Below are 17,480 nucleotides of genomic sequence, written 5' to 3' on the forward strand. Positions count from 1 at the left end.
CCTATTGGATAACAAAAAAGAACTGCCCTTAACACGGGCAATTCTTTTTTGTTATCACCATTAGGCAATGAAAAGAATATATACAAGTCCAACTAGCACAAAAAGGGCGCTAACCACGATTAATACTTTTGCAAGCTTCTCCATTTTCCCCTTCTCCCTCTATCCGATACTTGCTCCAATGACAAATGACAGACCAATAGAGATGACCATTGAAATAAAGCCAACTGCTTTGTTGTTATTCTTAATCTCATCATCTACATTAAATCTTGGTGTTAAAAACTCAAAGATAAAATATGCGACAAGCAATAGGAAAAATCCAAATACTCCCCATATAATCATCGTAAAAAGCGTATCGTTATGCATAATGGAGTGTCTAAACACATTGGCAATACCAAATATCTTCCCGCCCGTGGCCATTGCTACGGAGATATTGCCGTTTTTTATTTCTTCCCAGTTTCTGTACTTTGTCACAAGTTCGAATACAGCTAAAAAGACAATCATACAAAGGACGACAACACTATAGTAGGCAGCGGTTTGGATAAACTCATTTTCCCAAAAACCTTCCATATTTCACTTCCCCCTCTTACTTAAATTCCACGACGGTTACACCAGTACCGCCTTCTCCCGCTTCTCCAAAGCGGATTTTTTTAACAGAACGATGATTGCGTAAATATTCCTGTACCCCCTGCCGCAGTGCACCAGTTCCTTTTCCATGAATGATTGATACACGCGGATAGTTGGCAAGAAGAGCATCGTCGATATATTTTTCGACTCTCATAAGGGCATTCTCAAATCGTTCTCCGCGCAGATCAAGCTCCAGGCTGACATGGTAATCCTTGCCTTTAACAGTAGCAAGCGGTTTTGTTTCAGTCTTTTTAGGACTTTTAATAAATTCTAAGTCTTTTTCTTCCACTTTCATCTTCAGGATTCCGATTTGAACATGCCATTCATTATCACCTGATTTTTCAAGCAGCTGTCCTTTTTGGCCAAACGTTAACACCTTCACTTCATCACCTGGTGTTAACTTTCGTTTGCCATCGGCATTTCGTTCCGGACTTTGTTTCTTTTTCAGTGCCGGAGCTGCCTCTGAAAGACGCTTCTTCGCTTCAATCAATTCATGCTCCTTCACTTCTGCTTGTTTTTCTATTTGCATTTTCCGCAGATCATGGATAATTTGCTCTGCTTCCTGCTTTGCTTTTTCAACAATCTCATTTGCTTTTATTGCAGACTTTTCATAAAGAGTTTCTTTTTTAGTATAATATTCAGCCATCTGCTTTTGAAGATCCTTATGCAGAAGATCTGCATTTTTGAGCAATTCATTGGCCTCTTCACGATCTGTTTCTGCTTGTTTACGGCTTTCCTCCAAGGATGCAATCATATTTTCGACTTGGTTACTGTCTGCACTAATATACGACTTTGCCACATTTATAACGTCTTCTTTTAAGCCTAGCCGTTTGGAAATTTCAAATGCATTGCTTCGGCCAGGAACACCAATAAGCAGTTTATAGGTCGGACTTAATGTTTCTATATCAAATTCGACACTGGCATTAATGACACCTTCCCGATTATAGCCATATGCCTTTAATTCAGGATAATGAGTTGTCGCTATGACACGGGTTCCGCGTTTATTCACTTCGTCTAAGATGGAAATCGCTAATGCTGCACCTTCCTGCGGATCTGTGCCAGCACCTAATTCATCGAATAAAACAAGGCTGTTGTATTGAGCCTTTTCAAGAATGTCGACAATATTAACCATATGAGATGAAAATGTACTTAAACTCTGCTCAATGGACTGCTCGTCCCCAATATCTGCATAAACAGCATCAAAAACAGCAATCTCTGATCCATCTAGAGCCGGGATTTGCAGACCTGCCTGGGCCATTAATGTACATAATCCAACTGTTTTAAGTGTTACCGTTTTACCGCCCGTATTTGGTCCAGTAATGACAATAGAGGTATATGTATCACCGATGGCAATATCATTCGCGACTACCTCGTCTATTGGGATGAGCGGATGCCGTGCTTTAAAGAGAGAAATTCTTCCCTCATCGTTTACTTTTGGCTTAGAGCCTTTAATCTTTTTAGCATATCTGGCTTTTGCAAACATGAAATCAATTTGGGCAAGCACATCCACAATCGTTTCCAGCTCTTCTTTGAATTCACTTGTGTATGCTGAAAGGGCAATTAAGATTTTTTCAATTTCCTGCTGTTCTTTTACTTTAATACTTTGCAATTCATTATTTAATTGCACAACAGATTGAGGTTCAATAAATAATGTCTGGCCGGATGAACTCTGATCATGAATAATCCCGCCGTAGTTGCCTCTATATTCTTGTTTAACAGGAATAACAAAGCGGTCATTTCTGATCGTAATGATCGCATCAGACAGCATCTTTTGCGCATTAGAAGACCTGATCATACTTTCAAGTCTTTCCCTCACACGCGCTTCTCTTGTGCGAAGCTGGACGCGAAGCGATCTCAGTGTTTCACTCGCACTGTCCAGCACCTCACCATTTTCATCAATTGCATTGCGGATAGAGGTTTCCAAATCCGCTAATACAATGATCTCTTCGGAATATGCCATTAAGATGGGAATGTCGTTTTCTTCTTCTGAAAACTCTTGAATAAACCTTTTCATTTGCCTGCTGGCATGTACGGTCGATGCCACCTGCATTAGCTCATGGGGGCTAAGCATCCCGCCGATTATAGCTCGCTTGGCATGAGGCTTTATATCAAAAATTCCCCCTAAAGGAATATTGCCTTTAATTCTTAACACGGTAGCAGCTTCATCTGTTTCTTCCTGCAGACGGACAACCGTCTCATAGTCGGTGGATGGCTGAATTCTCTCTGCTTTTCTTCTGCCGACCTCAGATGATACGTAATCAAGCAGCTGATCCTTAACTTTATTAAATTCCAAAACCTTTAAAGCGCGTTCTTGCATAATTCCCCCTCCTTCGAGGATGTGATTTATAGAAAAGCGAAAGTGGCTCGTTCACCCCCGACAAGCATAATGCAAGCCAGACGGAAGGTTGTTCTGATTGTTCTGAATGGCTTGACTTATGACCTCGAGGGGCTAGCCACTGGACCTAGACAATTCGAAAAGCAGAAGTGGCTTGACGCAGGGATCTCCCCGCCTTTCTATGATTCAAAATATATTAATCGTTCGTTTTTAAGTAATCCAATAAATCCTGCGTTTCCATTGCATTTAAAACGGATGCTGTCTGAACCCATCCTTTTTTCGCTGCAGATACACCAATTTCCATATGAGCTAACGTATCGATTTTATGGGCATCTGTATTAATGACGATTTTAACTCCCGCTTCCTGCGCCTTTTGTATATGCTCCGCAGCAAGGTCAAGTCTGTTAGGGTTGGCATTCAATTCAAGTGCAGTATTCGTTTCTTTAGCTAATTGAATTAATAAATCTATATCTACTTCATAGCCTTCCCGTTTTCCAATCAGTCTGCCTGTTGGATGGGCAATAATGTCTACATGAGCATTTTGCAGTGCATTTTTTAGCCTGTCCATTATTTTTTCCTTCGGCTGTGAGAAGGATGAGTGAATGGAAGCAATGACAATATCCATGTCAGCAAGCAGTTCATCATCATAATCAAGTGTGCCGTCCGGCAAGATATCCATTTCAACTCCTGCTAAAATGGTGATATCATCATATTTTTCATTAAGTCTTTTTATTTCTTCTCTTTGCTGGCGCAACCGTTCTGGTGTCAGACCGTTAGCTACCTTCAGATAATGCGAATGATCCGTAATGGCCATATATTGATAGCCGCGCTTTCGGCATGCCTCAATCATTTCTTCTATTGTAAACGCTCCATCGCTCCACGTCGAATGCATATGAAGATCGCCCTTAATATCTTCCAGTGAAATTAACTTCGTTTCTTGTGTAAACAAGTCAACCTCCTTGCCATCTTCTCGAATTTCCGGCGGAAAATGCGGCAAGTTAAAATGTGCATAAAACTCTTTTTCTGATGAGAATGTTTTTACTTCTCCAGTTTCAACGTTTTCTACTCCATATTCACTGATCTTTTCTCCGCGTTCCTTAGCAAGCTGCCTCATTCTTACATTATGATCCTTAGAGCCAGTGAAGTGATGCAGGGTAGTCGCAAATTCACTGGGTGCAACAATCCGAAAATCACAGGAAACATCATATTGATGCTCAAAAACAACTGAAACCTTTGTATCACCCGCTGCGATTACTTCTTTAATGGATGGAAGACCAAGAAGCTGCTCTTTTACGGCTGTCCGATCATCTGCAGAAATAATAAAATCAAGGTCTTTAACGGTTTCGCGCATTCTTCTGAGACTGCCGGCTCTGGAGAACCTTAATACTTCCGGGATATTCCCCAGCGCATCCTCTATTGCTTCTGCTACAGGAAGCATATAAGCAAGCGGCAGCCGATCCGGCTGTGTACCGGCATTTAATAAAGCGGCCAGAATCTTTTCCTCTGTCTTCGCTCCAAATCCAGCAAGTCCCTGCACACGATTTTCCTTGCATGCCTGCTCTAATTCTTGTGCATCTGTAATTCCAAGCTCTTTATGGAGCTTTGCAATTTTTTTACCGCCCAAACCTTGAATATGCAGCAAAGGAATCAATCCAGGCGGCACCTGTTCCTTCAGCTCAGTTAACACTGAGGATGTTCCTTCCTGTACATATTCTTCTATAACAGCTGCAGTGCCTTTGCCTATGCCAGAAAGACTCGTATAATCTGTCATTTCAGACAAACTTAAGTCACTGTTTTCCAAAGCAATAGCAGCCTTTCGAAAAGCCCCTGTCTTAAAGGGATTATCCCCTTTTAATTCCATATATACTGCAATAGTTTCCAGTAATTTTATAACGTCTTTTTTGTTGATGATCATTTTACACACCTGCCCATTTAGATCCTATTTATTTAGTATTTCCTATTATTCAGGAGAGTACATCCTTAGTGATTATAACATTTCATCCTTAATCAAAAAGAAAACTTCTCCGCAAAGAGAAGTTAGGCTGCCATATATTCGATCCACATATCCTTAATTGTCTCTGATAATACAGGTGAATGATTGACAATTAAATCCACCATAAATGAATCATTAAAATATGTTTGCATTCCCGCAATTGGTACTAATGCGGCTATGTATAATATAATAAACATGATAAGATAAACTTCTATAAAACCAAGAATGCCGCCTGCCCAAATATTAAGCTGTTTAATAATTGGCAAGCTTGCAACAAAATCAAGCATGCTTCCAATAATCTGCAATAGTACTTTTACAGCGAAAAATATGATGGCAAATGCGATCGCACGATAGTAAGCATCTTCTAAATTATCATTAGCAAAAAACATTTGCATGGTTGAATCACTGCCGAAGTTGGGATAAGGCACCCATAGGGTCAGTTTTTCCGAAAGAGGCTCGTAATACATTCTCGCTACAATAAAAGCGATAATGAAGCCTGTTAAATGAATCAGCTGCAGGATAAAGCCACGCTTTAATCCTACTAAAAAACCAAATAACAATATAACTATTATAAAAAGATCAAGCATGATGCTTTTCAGTCCTTTACTCTTTTTAATTCATCCTCAAGCCGCTCTTTTAATTTCAGATAATCATTAACAGCATTAACAGCTGTGAGGACAGCTAATTTATTCGTATCGAGTGAAGGATTCTTAGAGCTTATCTCACGCATTTTATCATCAACGATTGATGCAACAAGCCGGATGTGACTGGAGTTTTCAGTGCCGACAATTACATATTGCTGCCCATATATATCTACACTAGTGCGATTTTTTTCCGTATTTGACAACCTTTGAACCCCCATTCAAAAGAATCCTAATCAATATCATAACACGAAGGTCTAATTTGTGGGAAGTCAAAGCATGCCAAAAATAGCACAGATACTGTAAATTCAGAGATTTTTAGAAGGAGATTAAAATATGAGTCATGTTGTACTGCTAAAGAGTTTACCTGAGATTAAAGAAATGCAGGCTCACTATGAGCCATTCTCGACCGGAAAAATCCCTCCAGGGGGCGTATTTGCTGCTAAAGCAAACAATTGCTCGATCACAGCCTACAAATCTGGAAAGGTTCTTTTTCAAGGAGCCGGCGCAGAATCAGAATCTGCCAGGTGGGGCGGGGATATCGCTAAACCAAAGGCAAAAAAGGAAAGTAAACCTGCTGCTGCAAACCTGCCAGAAAATATCAGCAGTCTTTCCTGTATAGGATCCGATGAAGTCGGGACAGGAGACTTTTTTGGACCAATAACCGTCGTCGCCGCTTATGTAAGTCAAGCTAACCTTCCATTGCTGAAGGAGCTTGGCGTTCGTGATTCTAAAAATTTAAATGACGAGAAAATCATCAGCATTGCCAAACAAATTAAAGAAGTAATACCGTACAGTCTCTTAACCTTACATAATGATAAATACAATAAACTGCAGATGTCAGGGATGTCGCAGGGAAAAATTAAGGCTCTTCTTCATAACCAAGCCATTGGCCATCTGCTAGAGAAAATTGCTCCAGAGCAGCCCGAAGTGATTTTAATTGACCAATTTGCGCAAAAGGATGTTTATTACCAATATTTAAAAAGCCAGCCAAAGGTGCACCGCGATCGGGTCTATTTCAGTACAAAAGCTGAAAGTGTTCATCTTGCTGTTGCAGCAGCATCGATTCTTGCCCGCTATGCATTTGTAAAGCAATTTGACAAGTTGGCAAAAGAAGCTGGATTCCCTTTAACCAAAGGAGCTGGCGGCAAAGTGGATGAAGCAGGTGCGCGCTTAATTCATGAAAAAGGAATAGATGCACTTCCTCAATTTGTGAAGCTGCATTTTGCCAATACTGAAAAGTCCAAGAAACTTTATAGGAAGAAATATATGTAATAGACTTATGTTACCCAAGAATGCCAATCAAGCATTCTTGGGTTTTTATTTTTAGAGCAGCTGATATAAATCCTAAATATCCATTTCCCATTGTTTCTTTTCCGTTTCTTTCATTTGCTTCTCCGTTTCTGGCGGATAGGCATTTCGAACCTTATGATGATCAGAAGGAATCAGATCGACCATTACCTCAATCATTTCTTTAGGATCGTACTGATTTTCTAAGCCTTTTTCCTTTTCCTTCATATCTTCACCACTTGTAAAGTGAACTTCGTCATCAAACCATTTCCACTTTTCTTCTGCTGCCCTGTCATTAAATCCAGTGTTGTATGGTCCTGGATTAATCGTTGCCACTTTTACGCCGTGTGGATCAAGCTCCTGTTTAAGAGTTAAAGCCAAGGCCTCAATGGCATGTTTAGTAGAAGCATAAGGACCGCCGTATGCCGTTTTCATAACGCCTGCCATCGAACTTAAGAAGAAAATCTTTCCGCTCCCTTTTTCAACAAGTTTTCTCGCTGCATATTGAACAGATTCAAGTGTCGAAAATACGTTCACTTCAAAGATGGCTTTAAAGCGCTCCATCGGAATTTCGCTCAGCGGTCCGCCTTCATTAATAGCAGCATTTGCTACGAAAATATCAAAATCATATTCATCTATTTGTACTAAATCGATTGGATTGGTAATGTCTATCTTAAGTACTTCCAGATTTGAAAGCCCTAGTTCTTCAGCTTCTCTGAGTACACTCGTTTTCTGTGAAGTCGTTTCTGTTGCTGCAATGACTTTATGGCCTTTCTTAGCCAGCCCAATTGCAGTGCCTCTTCCCAGTCCTGAGCCTGCACCCGTAATCATAATGGTCTTTTTCATCATCACATCTCCTTTATAGCCTGTATATATTCAAATGTTCCCACTCTTTTCTCTCATAAACCTTATGAAAACCTGCGGAGACGTACACTTATTGTAAAAATTGAACAGAAATAGTGTGTATCGTATAATTCTATTAACAAAAACAATTCAGGAGGATCATATGAAGCACTTAATTCGCGGAGAAAAAGTTAAACTATCTGATTTCACAACCGACACGATCGTTGAGATCGAAGTCATCATAAACGCTCATGCAGAAATTGACATCACCTGTTTTGGACTAAATGAAAATAAGAAACTAGCAGATGACCGGTATATGATTTTTTATAATCAAACAGCTTCCCCCTCAAAAGAGATTCAGCTGCTGAATCATAAAAGCGGGATGGGCCATTTCAGCATTGATTTATCAAAACTTCCAGCATCGATCCAGAACCTTGTATTCACTGCGACCATTGATGGCAATGAAGCAATGGGAACAATACAGAGCGGCACACTGCAGATCAAAGCAGGAGGACAAGCTATTTTAGAATACTCATTTAGCGGACAGGATTTTCAGAATGAAAAAGCAATCATTATGACTGAAATCTATCATAAAGGGGTATGGAGAGCATCTTCTGTTGGAAGAGGTTTTGATGGAGGCTTAGCAGCATTATTAAGGGACTTCGGCGGAGAAGTGGAAGAGGAGCAGGAACAGCAGCAGTCAGCACCACCTGTGCAACAGCAGCCGGCACCAGAAACCGCTCAATCTCAATCGAAAAAAATCATGCTCGAAAAGAAGATGGCAGAACAAGCTCCTAAGCTATTAGATTTATCCAAAAAGGCGAAGGTGTCTTTAGAGAAAGCTGGCTTGCATGACCACCAGGCAAAGGTAGCTTTATGCCTCGATATATCCGGATCCATGCATAGTCTGTATCGTTCCGGAAAAATACAGGAATTTGCCGAGAGGATTCTTGCATTAGGAACACGTTTTGATGATGATGGCACGATTGATATTTTCTTATTCGGAGCAAATGCACACGATGCAGGAGAATTGTCTGTTGATAATTTCAATGGCTTTGTTAACAATCTTATAAAAAAATATCCTCTTGAAGGCGGAACCTATTACGGAAAAGCTATGAAGACCATTCGGGAGCATTACTTTGGCTCTGCCTCTAAAAGGAACTCTCCATATGCAAGCAATGTTCCTGTTTATGTAATGTTTGTAACAGATGGAGCGACATTTGATGAAAGTGCAACAATCAGCCATATTCAAAATGCTTCCTATGAACCTTTGTTCTGGCAATTCATGGCTATTGGGAAATCGAATAAAGGGACGAAAAAACGCGGATTCTTCACAAGTATGTTTCAATCAGATTTTACCTTCCTGGAAAAGCTCGATGACTTAAAAGGAAGATATTTAGATAACGCAGATTTTTTCAGTATTGAAGACCCCGGGCACATCTCTGACAGCGAATTATATGACCTGCTTATGCAGGAATATCCGCAATGGGTAAAAGAAGCGAAACAAAAAGGATTACTTGCACAAGCACAGTATCAATTATAATACGATCGTTGTTTCAGCAAATCCTTTTCAGTGAATAAGAAGCATCCTGATCAGAAGAAGGCGAAAACGAGAACGAACATTGCAAAAATGCTTGGAATATGGTGGACCAGGCATTTTTGCATTCTTTTTGAAAATTAAGCGGACGAATTCCGTTTATTTTAAGAAATTCTAATATTTCATGCATAATAAGCGGAGGTTTTCCGCTTAAAGCAAAAAAATCATTGAATTTAGCTATAATTTGAGAAGATAACTGGAATCTTTCCGCTTAAATCTCCTCTATAAGCACCCTCTAGGCATATTAACCGGAATTTCTCCGTCTATGGCTCATACTAAGCCTTCCCAAGATGATGCTATACTACCTCATCTGAAAATACCTCTTCCGTTCCTTCTCCGGTAAAAATACGATAGATGGATTTGTAAGTCTAGTATCAGGAAAGCCCAATGTTGTTCCCATTCCGTTTACATGGCAGAACGTGTTTAAATCTTTGACAGTTAATGCTTCTGTCGGACAAGCCTCCACACAAGCAGCCTGCAGCCCTTGATCGATACGGTCATTGCACATTTGGCATTTCGTGACTTTATGCGTAATAGGGTCAAATTGTGGAGCTTGATACGGACATGCCTCCATACATAGACCACATCCGCTGCAGCGCTCAGCGTGAATTTCTACGATGCCATCCATTCTCTTTGTAAATGCATTCTCTGGACACACTCTGAAGCATTCCGGACTGCTGCAATGATTACATGATAATGATAAAAAGCTGCCATCCACTTGTCTTGTTACTTTCCGCCACCGCACAGTTCCAGCAGTTTGATTCTCATTTCTGCAAGCAACTTCACAGGTTTTACAGCCAATGCATAAATCAATATCAAAGACAAAACCAAGCTGTTTAACCATTCCTGCTCACCTTTTTCTTTCGGATGTTCACTTTACTGTCGTAAAAGTGTGTACTCGTTTCCTGACATTGGTCGCTTTCTTGATGAACAATGATCCAATTAATAGGTTTTTTACCTGCCTGTTTAACAAGTACAATGTTTTTCGCTAAATAGGGGTTGACCTTTACCTTAGCATCTACCCAGCCATTTTCATTAAAAATTTCGATGCTGTCTTCTGGCATTAATTTATTTTCTTCAGCTGCAATGGCAGAGATTTCAGCAATAGTATCCTCACTATTTTCATCTGTCCCAGTCAGCCATGACAGGTGCTCGTATTGCGAATGTATTGTTAAAAGCGATTGCGGAGTGATCAGCTGGTACGGAAATAATAAGCTGTCTTTCTGAACTTTTACATTTTCTAAATAACCACTTACATCCGGAATATTAAAGCTAAACTTTTCCTTAGCGGGAATTTTCTCCGGCTTTTTTAAATGCGGTCCACTCAGCAAATCTGTATAATCTTGGATACCATAAAGCTCTTGAATTTCCGGCGACAGCTCTTTTTGAATCCAGTCTAATGCCTCCAGCTCAGATGGAAAAGTTGAGAATCCTGGCGATCGTTCATTCAGCTTGTTTGTAAGTTCTCTTGTAATTTGCAGATCGCTTTTTGATTCAAAGTAACCTGCTAAGGATTGTTCATTAATAGAGATCCAATGATGCCAATAGCTCACAATTAAGTCCATCTCTTCAAAATGGGTAGCTGCAGGGAGGACAATATCAGAGATCTCGGCTGTTTTGGTCATATATAAATCAACCGTTACGATTAATTCAAGCTGCTGTATCAGCTTCATCCATGACTGAAGATTATTATCCTGGGAGAAGGGATTTCGTGACGCAATCCATAAAAACTTTAATGGCGGGTCCGAAAGCTCTAAGGCATTTTTTGCAAATGAATTTATATCTATTGCTCTAGATGCCTGGGCTTCGGAATGTTTTTGTTCCGGGAATTTCAAAAGGTGTAATGGAAACTGCTCCAAGTCATCGTGTGCATAGAAGAGCTTTCCTTTCTTTTTTTGAAGGAAACCTGTCATCGCAGCAAGAGCACTTATAGCTTGAACGTTTTCACCGCCTATGTTTGTTCTTTGCATACCAAATCCAATCCATGTAACACTCGATGCTGCATGTATATATAATTCAGCAAGTTCCTCAATTGCCGATATAGGAGCATTGGTAAGTTCACTCACTTTGTCTGCACTTGGAACCTTTTCCATGATCCTTTTAAACTGAATAAAATTGTTTGTGCAATCCTGAGCATAGTTTTCATCAAAAAATGAAGAATCTGCTATACGTTTAGCAGCATATAAAGCAAGTAGCCCATCAGTTCCTGGCTTAATTTGAATATAAAGATCTGCTTTTGCTGCAGTTTCTGTAAATACTGGGTCAATGACAGCTACCTTTGCACCCGCTCTTCTTGCCTGGAATATATACTTCATTTGCGGAATATTTGTGACAGCGGGATTCGCTCCCCAGATCACGATTAAATCTGCAGCTGCCATATCTTCAGGGCTGCTTTGTTCGAATTGCTTGAACCTTTCCTTAAGCGCATCATTTCCAGTTGTCAGACAGAGGTTTCCTTTTGGTTTTGTATGCGGCCCTATACTATTAAACATAGCTTCAGCTGCATAATGCATCAGCCCAATATTGCCTGAAAACTTATTATAGCCGCTTGCTAAATTCGATCCATAGCGCTCATTCAATTCAATGATCTTGTCAGCAATTATAGTATATGCCTGCTCCCACGATATTCTTTTCCAGTTTCCAGAGCTCCGCGGTGACTGCATAATCGGATATTTTAGCCGATTAGGATGAGTTACATACTGTGTAAAAGCATATCCTTTTGCACATAGGTTTCCTTTCGTATAGCCATGCTGATCATCTCCAGCCACCTTTACAAGCTTCCCATTATTCACATAAGAAAGCATGCTGCAGGAGGCATAGCAATTACGCGGGCAAGCATTTCGGAAGATTTTCATGCTGTACACCTCAATCTTTAGATTTTTCCAAGCTGCTTAATTTTTAAGGCGGCGATAATATTTAGCCTTATATTCATATCATCCAGCTTTTCACCAAGTATTTCTTCGATCTTTTTAAAACGGTACCTTAACGTATTGCGGTGCACATACATTCCTTCAGCTGTTTTTGTCAGATCAAATTGATTGGCAGCAAATATACTTAAAGAGCTCATTAAATCACTTTCATGCTCCAGATCATATTTTTCCAGCTCTCCCAGTGTATGTTCATAGTACTCTTTTAAATCATGTAAATCGTGATTATATAAGATTCTCTCCAGACCAAGGCTGCTAAAAAACGGAACGGAAATATTCAATAGCAATCCCAGTTCATACGCCACCTTTGCCTCCTGGTAGCTGCGGTGAATTTCTTCCGGCAGCATTCTTCTCCTTCCGATCCCTGCAGCAATTCTTACACTTAGATGATGGGATTTAGACAAATACATGATTAAGGAAACAAACTCTTTTATCTCTGAATGATGATCTGTTCCTCCTTCAGGGGATGACGGATATATGAGGATAATTTCGCCTCGTTTCCTGATAGAGATCGGTCTTTGCCTGCGATCAAGCATGGCTTTTTCAATCATATAGAACAGCAAATCTATTAAATGCCGGTCATCTGAAAAATAGTCAAAATCTTTTAAGGAGAAAACGACCGCAGTATGGGCCTGCTGAAAATCCCACCCCCAAATCTGACCGTACGAAATAATATCTTCTCTTTTTTTAATATTTCCATATAAGAGGTCATATAGAAAAACTTCCCGCAGCTTTTGTTTTTCCTGTTTCATCGTTAATGTATTTTGAATTTCCATGGAGCAAAGCGTTGATGCAAATTGGAGGATTTCACTTAGTTCAAGAGGAAATCTGCTTTTATCATTCACCGCAATCACATATCCCCGAACACGCCCATCGACATGAATTTCCATACATACCCCTTTAATAAGCTCTTCTGCTGCAGATATAACACATGATACAGGTTCCTGAACTTCTTGATTTAGACCATTTATTGCTGTTTCAATGTATTCAATTTTTGTACCTTCTTTATCCCAGATAGACACGATTTGATTTAGAAGAGGATCAGCGATCAGAATGGGGATTGATAAAATGTCTGCTAACTCCTGGGCGATCCCTTCCATTCGCTTTTGCGAGGAGACTAATAATCTTTGCAAATAGTCTGGAACTGAAAAACTTATTTCCATTATATTCAATTCCTTTCTAAACTCGAAATATCTATTACCTTCATCTTATAAGAATAAACGCCTATTCACAATGGATGTCACAACACCGTAAAAATTCATTGGCTTATCGTACAAAAAAAAGAGTAAATTTTCGTGCATAGAAGATATATCACTCCCAAGTTTCATGATTTATAATATAGTCATGAATCTGATTGTGAAATAAATCACAAATCATGTTTGTGATAAAAAGGAAAGGAGCGGCTTTGATGGGTTTATTCGATCGGTGGATGGAAAGTTTGGATTATGAGTTCCAAATTTTAAAAACGTGCAGCCGCTATCAAAGTCCTTTTTCAAGCTGCACAAAGTGTTTGGATTCCTGCGAGATGAACGCCATTGTTTTAAAAGATGGAAAACCAATTATCCAGCCAAATCAATGCACTGAATGCGGCGATTGCATTGCAGAATGCCCTGTCCAGGCTGTAGAGGGTTTTTATCCAAAAAGACGCATAATAGAGCATGTATTCATTGCAGAGGAGAAACCTCCCTCAATAAAAGAAATGCTTGGATATTATCAAACAGGAGTGACATCTGTTTACTTTCACAATAAAGAACTTAGCGAAGAGTGGAAGAGATTTCTCAAAGAAATCAACAGCAAGTTAGCACAGCTAAATGAAGAAGCGTTAATGATACAATTCGAATTACAAAAGCAAGAAGAAAAAATGACACGGCGTGAAGTCTTTTCTTTTTGGAAAAAAGGAGCAGCTACAACAGTCAGACAAATGGCACCAGCAAAATGGCGTTTTAATCATCAGAATTTGGAGCTTGCCCATTATTTTAAGGAGTATCAATTTAAAGAGATCGAGCTGGATGAGTCAAAATGCACCTTATGTAAAGCATGTGAAATGCTTTGCCGAAAGAACTGTTTTCATTTTTCAGAGACTGAGCTTACCATCTCGGCCAAAACTTGCACAGGCTGTATGCTCTGTGCTGATATTTGCCAGGAAAAAGCAATCACTATAACAGATAATATTCAGAGAGCCAGCACTCGTATACACCACCTCTATCAAAAGAAGTGTTCTTCCTGTCATGCTGCGTTTACTTCAGCCTCCCATGTGGAAGAGGAATGTGTACGCTGTAAAAAAATGAAACAGTATGGCTCCTTCTTGGGATAAGCGGTAGTGATATGTGCCATTTGATAGGAAAATGCTCGAATTTGATTGGAAATGCAACTATTTTGATAGGAAAATGCTTTTGTTTGATAGGAAGTTCATTTCATTTGATAGGAAAATCATTCATTTTGATAGATAGCTTATCCTTCCTGCCTTTTTCAGCAGAACAGCGGGAACCTGTAAACCAATTAAAAGTAAGGAAGTGTTTTAAATGTTAACAAACATTGGAATTCCAGGATTAATTTTAGTTTTAGTACTTGCGCTAATCATTTTTGGTCCGAAGAAACTCCCTGAAATCGGCCGGGCCATGGGCCAAACATTGAAAGAGTTTAAAAGCTCTACGAAAGGGATGCTCGAGGATCATAGCCAAAGTGAAGATGAAAAGAAGAAAACCGATGACACCGTTAAAAATCTTTAAGCGGAAATTCACCACCATTATAAAAAGCCAAGAATGCCGACATCGCATTCTTGGCTTTTTTAAATAACTGAATTAACCCCTTAGGACTGCACCAGCTTTTTCTTCCAGTGCCTCTAGCACCTTAGTATGTGCTTTAACCACTTCTTCATCTGTTAATGTTTTTTCAGGATCAAAGTATTTTAATGAGAATGCAAGGGACTTCTTCCCTGCTTCCATCCGCTCTCCTTCATAAAGGTCAAAAACAGATACTTCTTTTAACAGGCTGCCGCCTGCTTCCTTAATAATGGATTGTAAATGTCCTGATGACACTTCCTGATCCGCTACTAAGGCGATATCTCTTGTAATGGAAGGGAATCTAGGGATCGCTTCGTATACAAGCGCTGCTGTTTCAGCAAGGAGCGACTCTAGAGATAATTCAAAAACATAAGTAGCTTTTAAATCAAGTTCCTTCTCAACGATCGGATGAACTTGACCAATATAACCGCAAGCCTTGCCGTCAATCAGCACTTCAGCTGTTCTGCCCGGATGCAGGCCATCTCTTTCAGATTGACGGAATTCAATGCGATCGTTAATTCCAAGCTTGTCAACTAGTGCTTCCACAATTCCTTTTAACACGTAGAAATCAACAGGCTTTTTCTCGCCTTGCCATGGGTGGTTTACCCATAATCCTGTTACAGCACCTGCCACATGCTCTTTTTCTTCCGGAAGCTGATCTTTTCCGTTTGATAAAAAGACCGAACCTATTTCATAAACAGCCAGGCTGTCATTTTGACGAGCTGAATTATATTTTAATACCTCAAGAAGCTGAGGAACTAAGCTTAATCGTAATACACTGCGCTCTTCGCTCATTGGCATTGCAAGCGGCAGAGGCTCGCGGACTTCAAGAGCAAACTGGCTTGCTTTTGCTTCGCTTGTTAAAGAATACGTAATGGCCTGGTATAATCCAGCACTTTCAAGCGTATTGCGGACGATTCTGCGAGATTGCTGATATTTCGTAAGACCGCCTTGGGTAGTAGATCCAACTGGCAATGTGGATAAAAGATTATCATAGCCATAAAGTCTTGCTACCTCTTCAATTAAATCTTCTCCAATTGTGATATCTCCTCTGCGGGTAGGAACCGTAACCGTAATTTGTCCCTGTTCGGCAACAGCCTCGAACTGCAGACGAGTGAAAATATCCACAACTTCCTCTGATTTCAATTGTAAGCCGAGAACTTGGTTGATTTTATCAATTGATACTTCTACAACAGCAGGCTCTATTTTCAATGTATTTGCTTCAGCACTGCCAGCAAGAACTTCGCCTTCTGCATATTGCTGAAGCAATACAGCCGCACGCTCTGCAGCCGCACGCACACGATTCGGGTCAACCCCTTTTTCAAAACGTGCACTTGCTTCACTGCGAAGACCATGATCTTTAGAAGCTTTTCTAACTGTGCTTCCTTTGAAGTAGGCTGATTCAAGTAAAACTGTTGTTGTATCTGCTTGAACTTCTGAGTTTGCACCGCCCATGACACCGGCTAATGCAACTGGCTCTGTTCCGTTTGTGATCACAAGGTGATCGCTGGAAAGTGTTCTTTTCGCGTCATCAAGTGTTACGATCTCTTCGCCATCGTTAGCTCTTCTAACTACAATTTCTTTTGACCCAAGCTTATCATAATCGAAAGCATGAAGAGGCTGGCCATATTCAATCAAAATGTAGTTCGTAATATCGACTACGTTGTTATGCGGGCGTATGCCTGCAGCTGTCAGTCTCGCTTGCATCCATAGCGGAGATGGCTTTACTTTTACATTCTTGATTACTTTGGCAATATATAATGGATTGTCTTCAGCAGCTTCAGCTACAACAGAAATATAGTCTTCTGCCTTTTCAGCTGCTTCTGAAGCTTTCCCTTCAGGAAGATTTACGTCTCTGCCTAAAATGGCAGCAACTTCATATGCTACACCAAGCATGCTTAGAGCATCTGAACGGTTTGGTGTTAAGCCAAGCTCAAGTACTTCATCATCACGGTGGAGTTCTTCTAATGCATTCTTGCCAACTTCAACACTTTCAGGAAAAACATAAATGCCTTCCGCATATTCCTTTGCCACAAGCTTGCTTTCAAAACCAAGCTCCTGCAGGGAACAGATCATTCCATTGGAAGCTTCTCCGCGCAGTTTAGCCTTTTTAATTTTAAAATTGCCCGGAAGAACAGCGCCAACTGTTGCAACAGCCACTTTTTGGCCTTTGTCTACATTCGGAGCTCCGCAAATAATCTGCACAGGCTCTTCTGCACCTATATCAACAAGACATTTATTCAGCTTATCGGCATTCGGATGCTGCTCTCTTTCAAGCACGTGTCCGATGACAACACCGCTGATTCCTTCTGTTAACTTTTCTACACCTTCGACTTCAATTCCGCTTCTTGTAATCTTTTCAGCAAGCTCGTTTGCAGTTATGCCAGAAAGATCGACATAATCCTGGAGCCATTTATATGAAACATACATGTGTTTTCCTCCTGACA

Annotated in this window: 14 protein-coding genes; 4 read left to right on the forward strand and 10 right to left on the reverse strand. The window is 40.2% G+C overall.

Translation table 11 applies throughout. The features are described 5' to 3' along the window. Window positions 1–159: 159 nt before the first annotated feature. The 5 genes from J1899_RS16550 to zapA form a co-directional block, all read right to left on the reverse strand. On the reverse strand, window positions 160–567 hold the full coding sequence (locus J1899_RS16550) for a DUF350 domain-containing protein (protein WP_066443086.1): 408 nt from the start codon (window positions 565–567) through the stop codon (window positions 160–162). Between the two features lie 16 nt (window positions 568–583). After that, a complete protein-coding gene (locus J1899_RS16555; protein ID WP_214475307.1) occupies window positions 584–2,941 on the reverse strand; it encodes an endonuclease MutS2 in 2,358 nt (785 codons plus the stop codon). A 214-nt stretch (window positions 2,942–3,155) separates the two neighbouring features. Then, a complete protein-coding gene (gene polX, locus J1899_RS16560) occupies window positions 3,156–4,874 on the reverse strand; it encodes a DNA polymerase/3'-5' exonuclease PolX (RefSeq protein ID WP_214475309.1) in 1,719 nt (572 codons plus the stop codon). Between the two features lie 122 nt (window positions 4,875–4,996). Next, on the reverse strand, window positions 4,997–5,539 hold the full coding sequence (locus tag J1899_RS16565; protein ID WP_214475311.1) for a CvpA family protein: 543 nt from the start codon (window positions 5,537–5,539) through the stop codon (window positions 4,997–4,999). An 8-nt stretch (window positions 5,540–5,547) separates the two neighbouring features. Continuing rightward, window positions 5,548–5,799: a cell division protein ZapA gene (zapA, locus tag J1899_RS16570; protein WP_066443082.1), complete on the reverse strand. Its 252-nt coding sequence runs from the start codon at window positions 5,797–5,799 to the stop codon at window positions 5,548–5,550. Window positions 5,800–5,929: 130 nt separating this feature from the next. On the opposite strand from zapA, the gene rnhC reads away from it, so the two are divergent. Further along, window positions 5,930–6,868 carry a ribonuclease HIII gene (rnhC, locus tag J1899_RS16575; RefSeq protein ID WP_214475313.1) on the forward strand — a complete coding sequence of 313 codons (939 nt, stop codon included), beginning with the start codon at window positions 5,930–5,932 and terminating at the stop codon, window positions 6,866–6,868. Window positions 6,869–6,940: 72 nt separating this feature from the next. On the opposite strand, the gene J1899_RS16580 is transcribed toward rnhC, so the two are convergent. Beyond that, window positions 6,941–7,729, reverse strand: coding sequence for an SDR family oxidoreductase (locus J1899_RS16580; RefSeq protein ID WP_214475315.1), 789 nt, complete (start codon window positions 7,727–7,729; stop codon window positions 6,941–6,943). A 160-nt stretch (window positions 7,730–7,889) separates the two neighbouring features. On the opposite strand from J1899_RS16580, the gene J1899_RS16585 reads away from it, so the two are divergent. After that, window positions 7,890–9,269: a VWA domain-containing protein gene (locus tag J1899_RS16585; RefSeq protein ID WP_214475318.1), complete on the forward strand. Its 1,380-nt coding sequence runs from the start codon at window positions 7,890–7,892 to the stop codon at window positions 9,267–9,269. Window positions 9,270–9,624: 355 nt separating this feature from the next. Here J1899_RS16585 and J1899_RS16590 read toward each other — a convergent pair whose 3' ends face one another. From J1899_RS16590 to J1899_RS16600, 3 genes are read right to left on the reverse strand one after another with little or no spacing between them, the layout of a single operon-like run. After that, complete coding sequence (locus J1899_RS16590; protein ID WP_214475320.1) at window positions 9,625–10,167, reverse strand: 4Fe-4S dicluster domain-containing protein; 543 nt, start codon at window positions 10,165–10,167, stop codon at window positions 9,625–9,627. Beyond that, the gene (locus J1899_RS16595) at window positions 10,160–12,178 is read right to left on the reverse strand and encodes a molybdopterin-dependent oxidoreductase (RefSeq protein WP_214475322.1); all 2,019 of its coding nucleotides are present in this window, start codon (window positions 12,176–12,178) and stop codon (window positions 10,160–10,162) included. The genes J1899_RS16590 and J1899_RS16595 overlap by 8 nt, the downstream gene beginning before the upstream one ends. Before the next feature lie 17 nt (window positions 12,179–12,195). Further along, window positions 12,196–13,413, reverse strand: coding sequence for a PucR family transcriptional regulator (locus tag J1899_RS16600; RefSeq protein WP_214475324.1), 1,218 nt, complete (start codon window positions 13,411–13,413; stop codon window positions 12,196–12,198). A 245-nt stretch (window positions 13,414–13,658) separates the two neighbouring features. Between J1899_RS16600 and J1899_RS16605 the strand changes: the two genes are divergently transcribed. Together J1899_RS16605 and J1899_RS16610 are read left to right on the forward strand one after the other, a co-directional pair. After that, window positions 13,659–14,564 (forward strand): 4Fe-4S dicluster domain-containing protein, encoded by a 906-nt coding sequence (locus tag J1899_RS16605; RefSeq protein ID WP_214475326.1) that lies wholly within the window; start codon window positions 13,659–13,661, stop codon window positions 14,562–14,564. Between the two features lie 208 nt (window positions 14,565–14,772). After that, on the forward strand, window positions 14,773–14,979 hold the full coding sequence (locus J1899_RS16610; RefSeq protein WP_214475329.1) for a twin-arginine translocase TatA/TatE family subunit: 207 nt from the start codon (window positions 14,773–14,775) through the stop codon (window positions 14,977–14,979). Between the two features lie 72 nt (window positions 14,980–15,051). On the opposite strand, the gene pheT is transcribed toward J1899_RS16610, so the two are convergent. After that, a complete protein-coding gene (gene pheT, locus J1899_RS16615; protein WP_214475331.1) occupies window positions 15,052–17,463 on the reverse strand; it encodes a phenylalanine--tRNA ligase subunit beta in 2,412 nt (803 codons plus the stop codon). Window positions 17,464–17,480: the final 17 nt, after the last annotated feature.

Source organism: Cytobacillus gottheilii (genome assembly GCF_018582665.1).
GTDB lineage: Bacteria > Bacillota > Bacilli > Bacillales > Cytobacillaceae > Cytobacillus > Cytobacillus gottheilii.

Coding starts and splice junctions, on each gene's coding strand:
- J1899_RS16550 (WP_066443086.1), bottom strand. CDS start 567: ATGGAAGGTTTTTGGGAAAATGAGTTTATCCAAACCGCTGCCTACTAT.
- J1899_RS16555 (WP_214475307.1), bottom strand. CDS start 2,941: ATGCAAGAACGCGCTTTAAAGGTTTTGGAATTTAATAAAGTTAAGGAT.
- polX (WP_214475309.1), bottom strand. CDS start 4,874: ATGATCATCAACAAAAAAGACGTTATAAAATTACTGGAAACTATTGCA.
- J1899_RS16565 (WP_214475311.1), bottom strand. CDS start 5,539: ATGCTTGATCTTTTTATAATAGTTATATTGTTATTTGGTTTTTTAGTA.
- rnhC (WP_214475313.1), top strand. CDS start 5,930: ATGAGTCATGTTGTACTGCTAAAGAGTTTACCTGAGATTAAAGAAATG.
- J1899_RS16580 (WP_214475315.1), bottom strand. CDS start 7,729: ATGAAAAAGACCATTATGATTACGGGTGCAGGCTCAGGACTGGGAAGA.
- J1899_RS16585 (WP_214475318.1), top strand. CDS start 7,890: ATGAAGCACTTAATTCGCGGAGAAAAAGTTAAACTATCTGATTTCACA.
- J1899_RS16590 (WP_214475320.1), bottom strand. CDS start 10,167: ATGGTTAAACAGCTTGGTTTTGTCTTTGATATTGATTTATGCATTGGC.
- J1899_RS16595 (WP_214475322.1), bottom strand. CDS start 12,178: ATGAAAATCTTCCGAAATGCTTGCCCGCGTAATTGCTATGCCTCCTGC.
- J1899_RS16600 (WP_214475324.1), bottom strand. CDS start 13,413: ATGGAAATAAGTTTTTCAGTTCCAGACTATTTGCAAAGATTATTAGTC.
- J1899_RS16605 (WP_214475326.1), top strand. CDS start 13,659: ATGGGTTTATTCGATCGGTGGATGGAAAGTTTGGATTATGAGTTCCAA.
- J1899_RS16610 (WP_214475329.1), top strand. CDS start 14,773: ATGTTAACAAACATTGGAATTCCAGGATTAATTTTAGTTTTAGTACTT.
- pheT (WP_214475331.1), bottom strand. CDS start 17,463: ATGTATGTTTCATATAAATGGCTCCAGGATTATGTCGATCTTTCTGGC.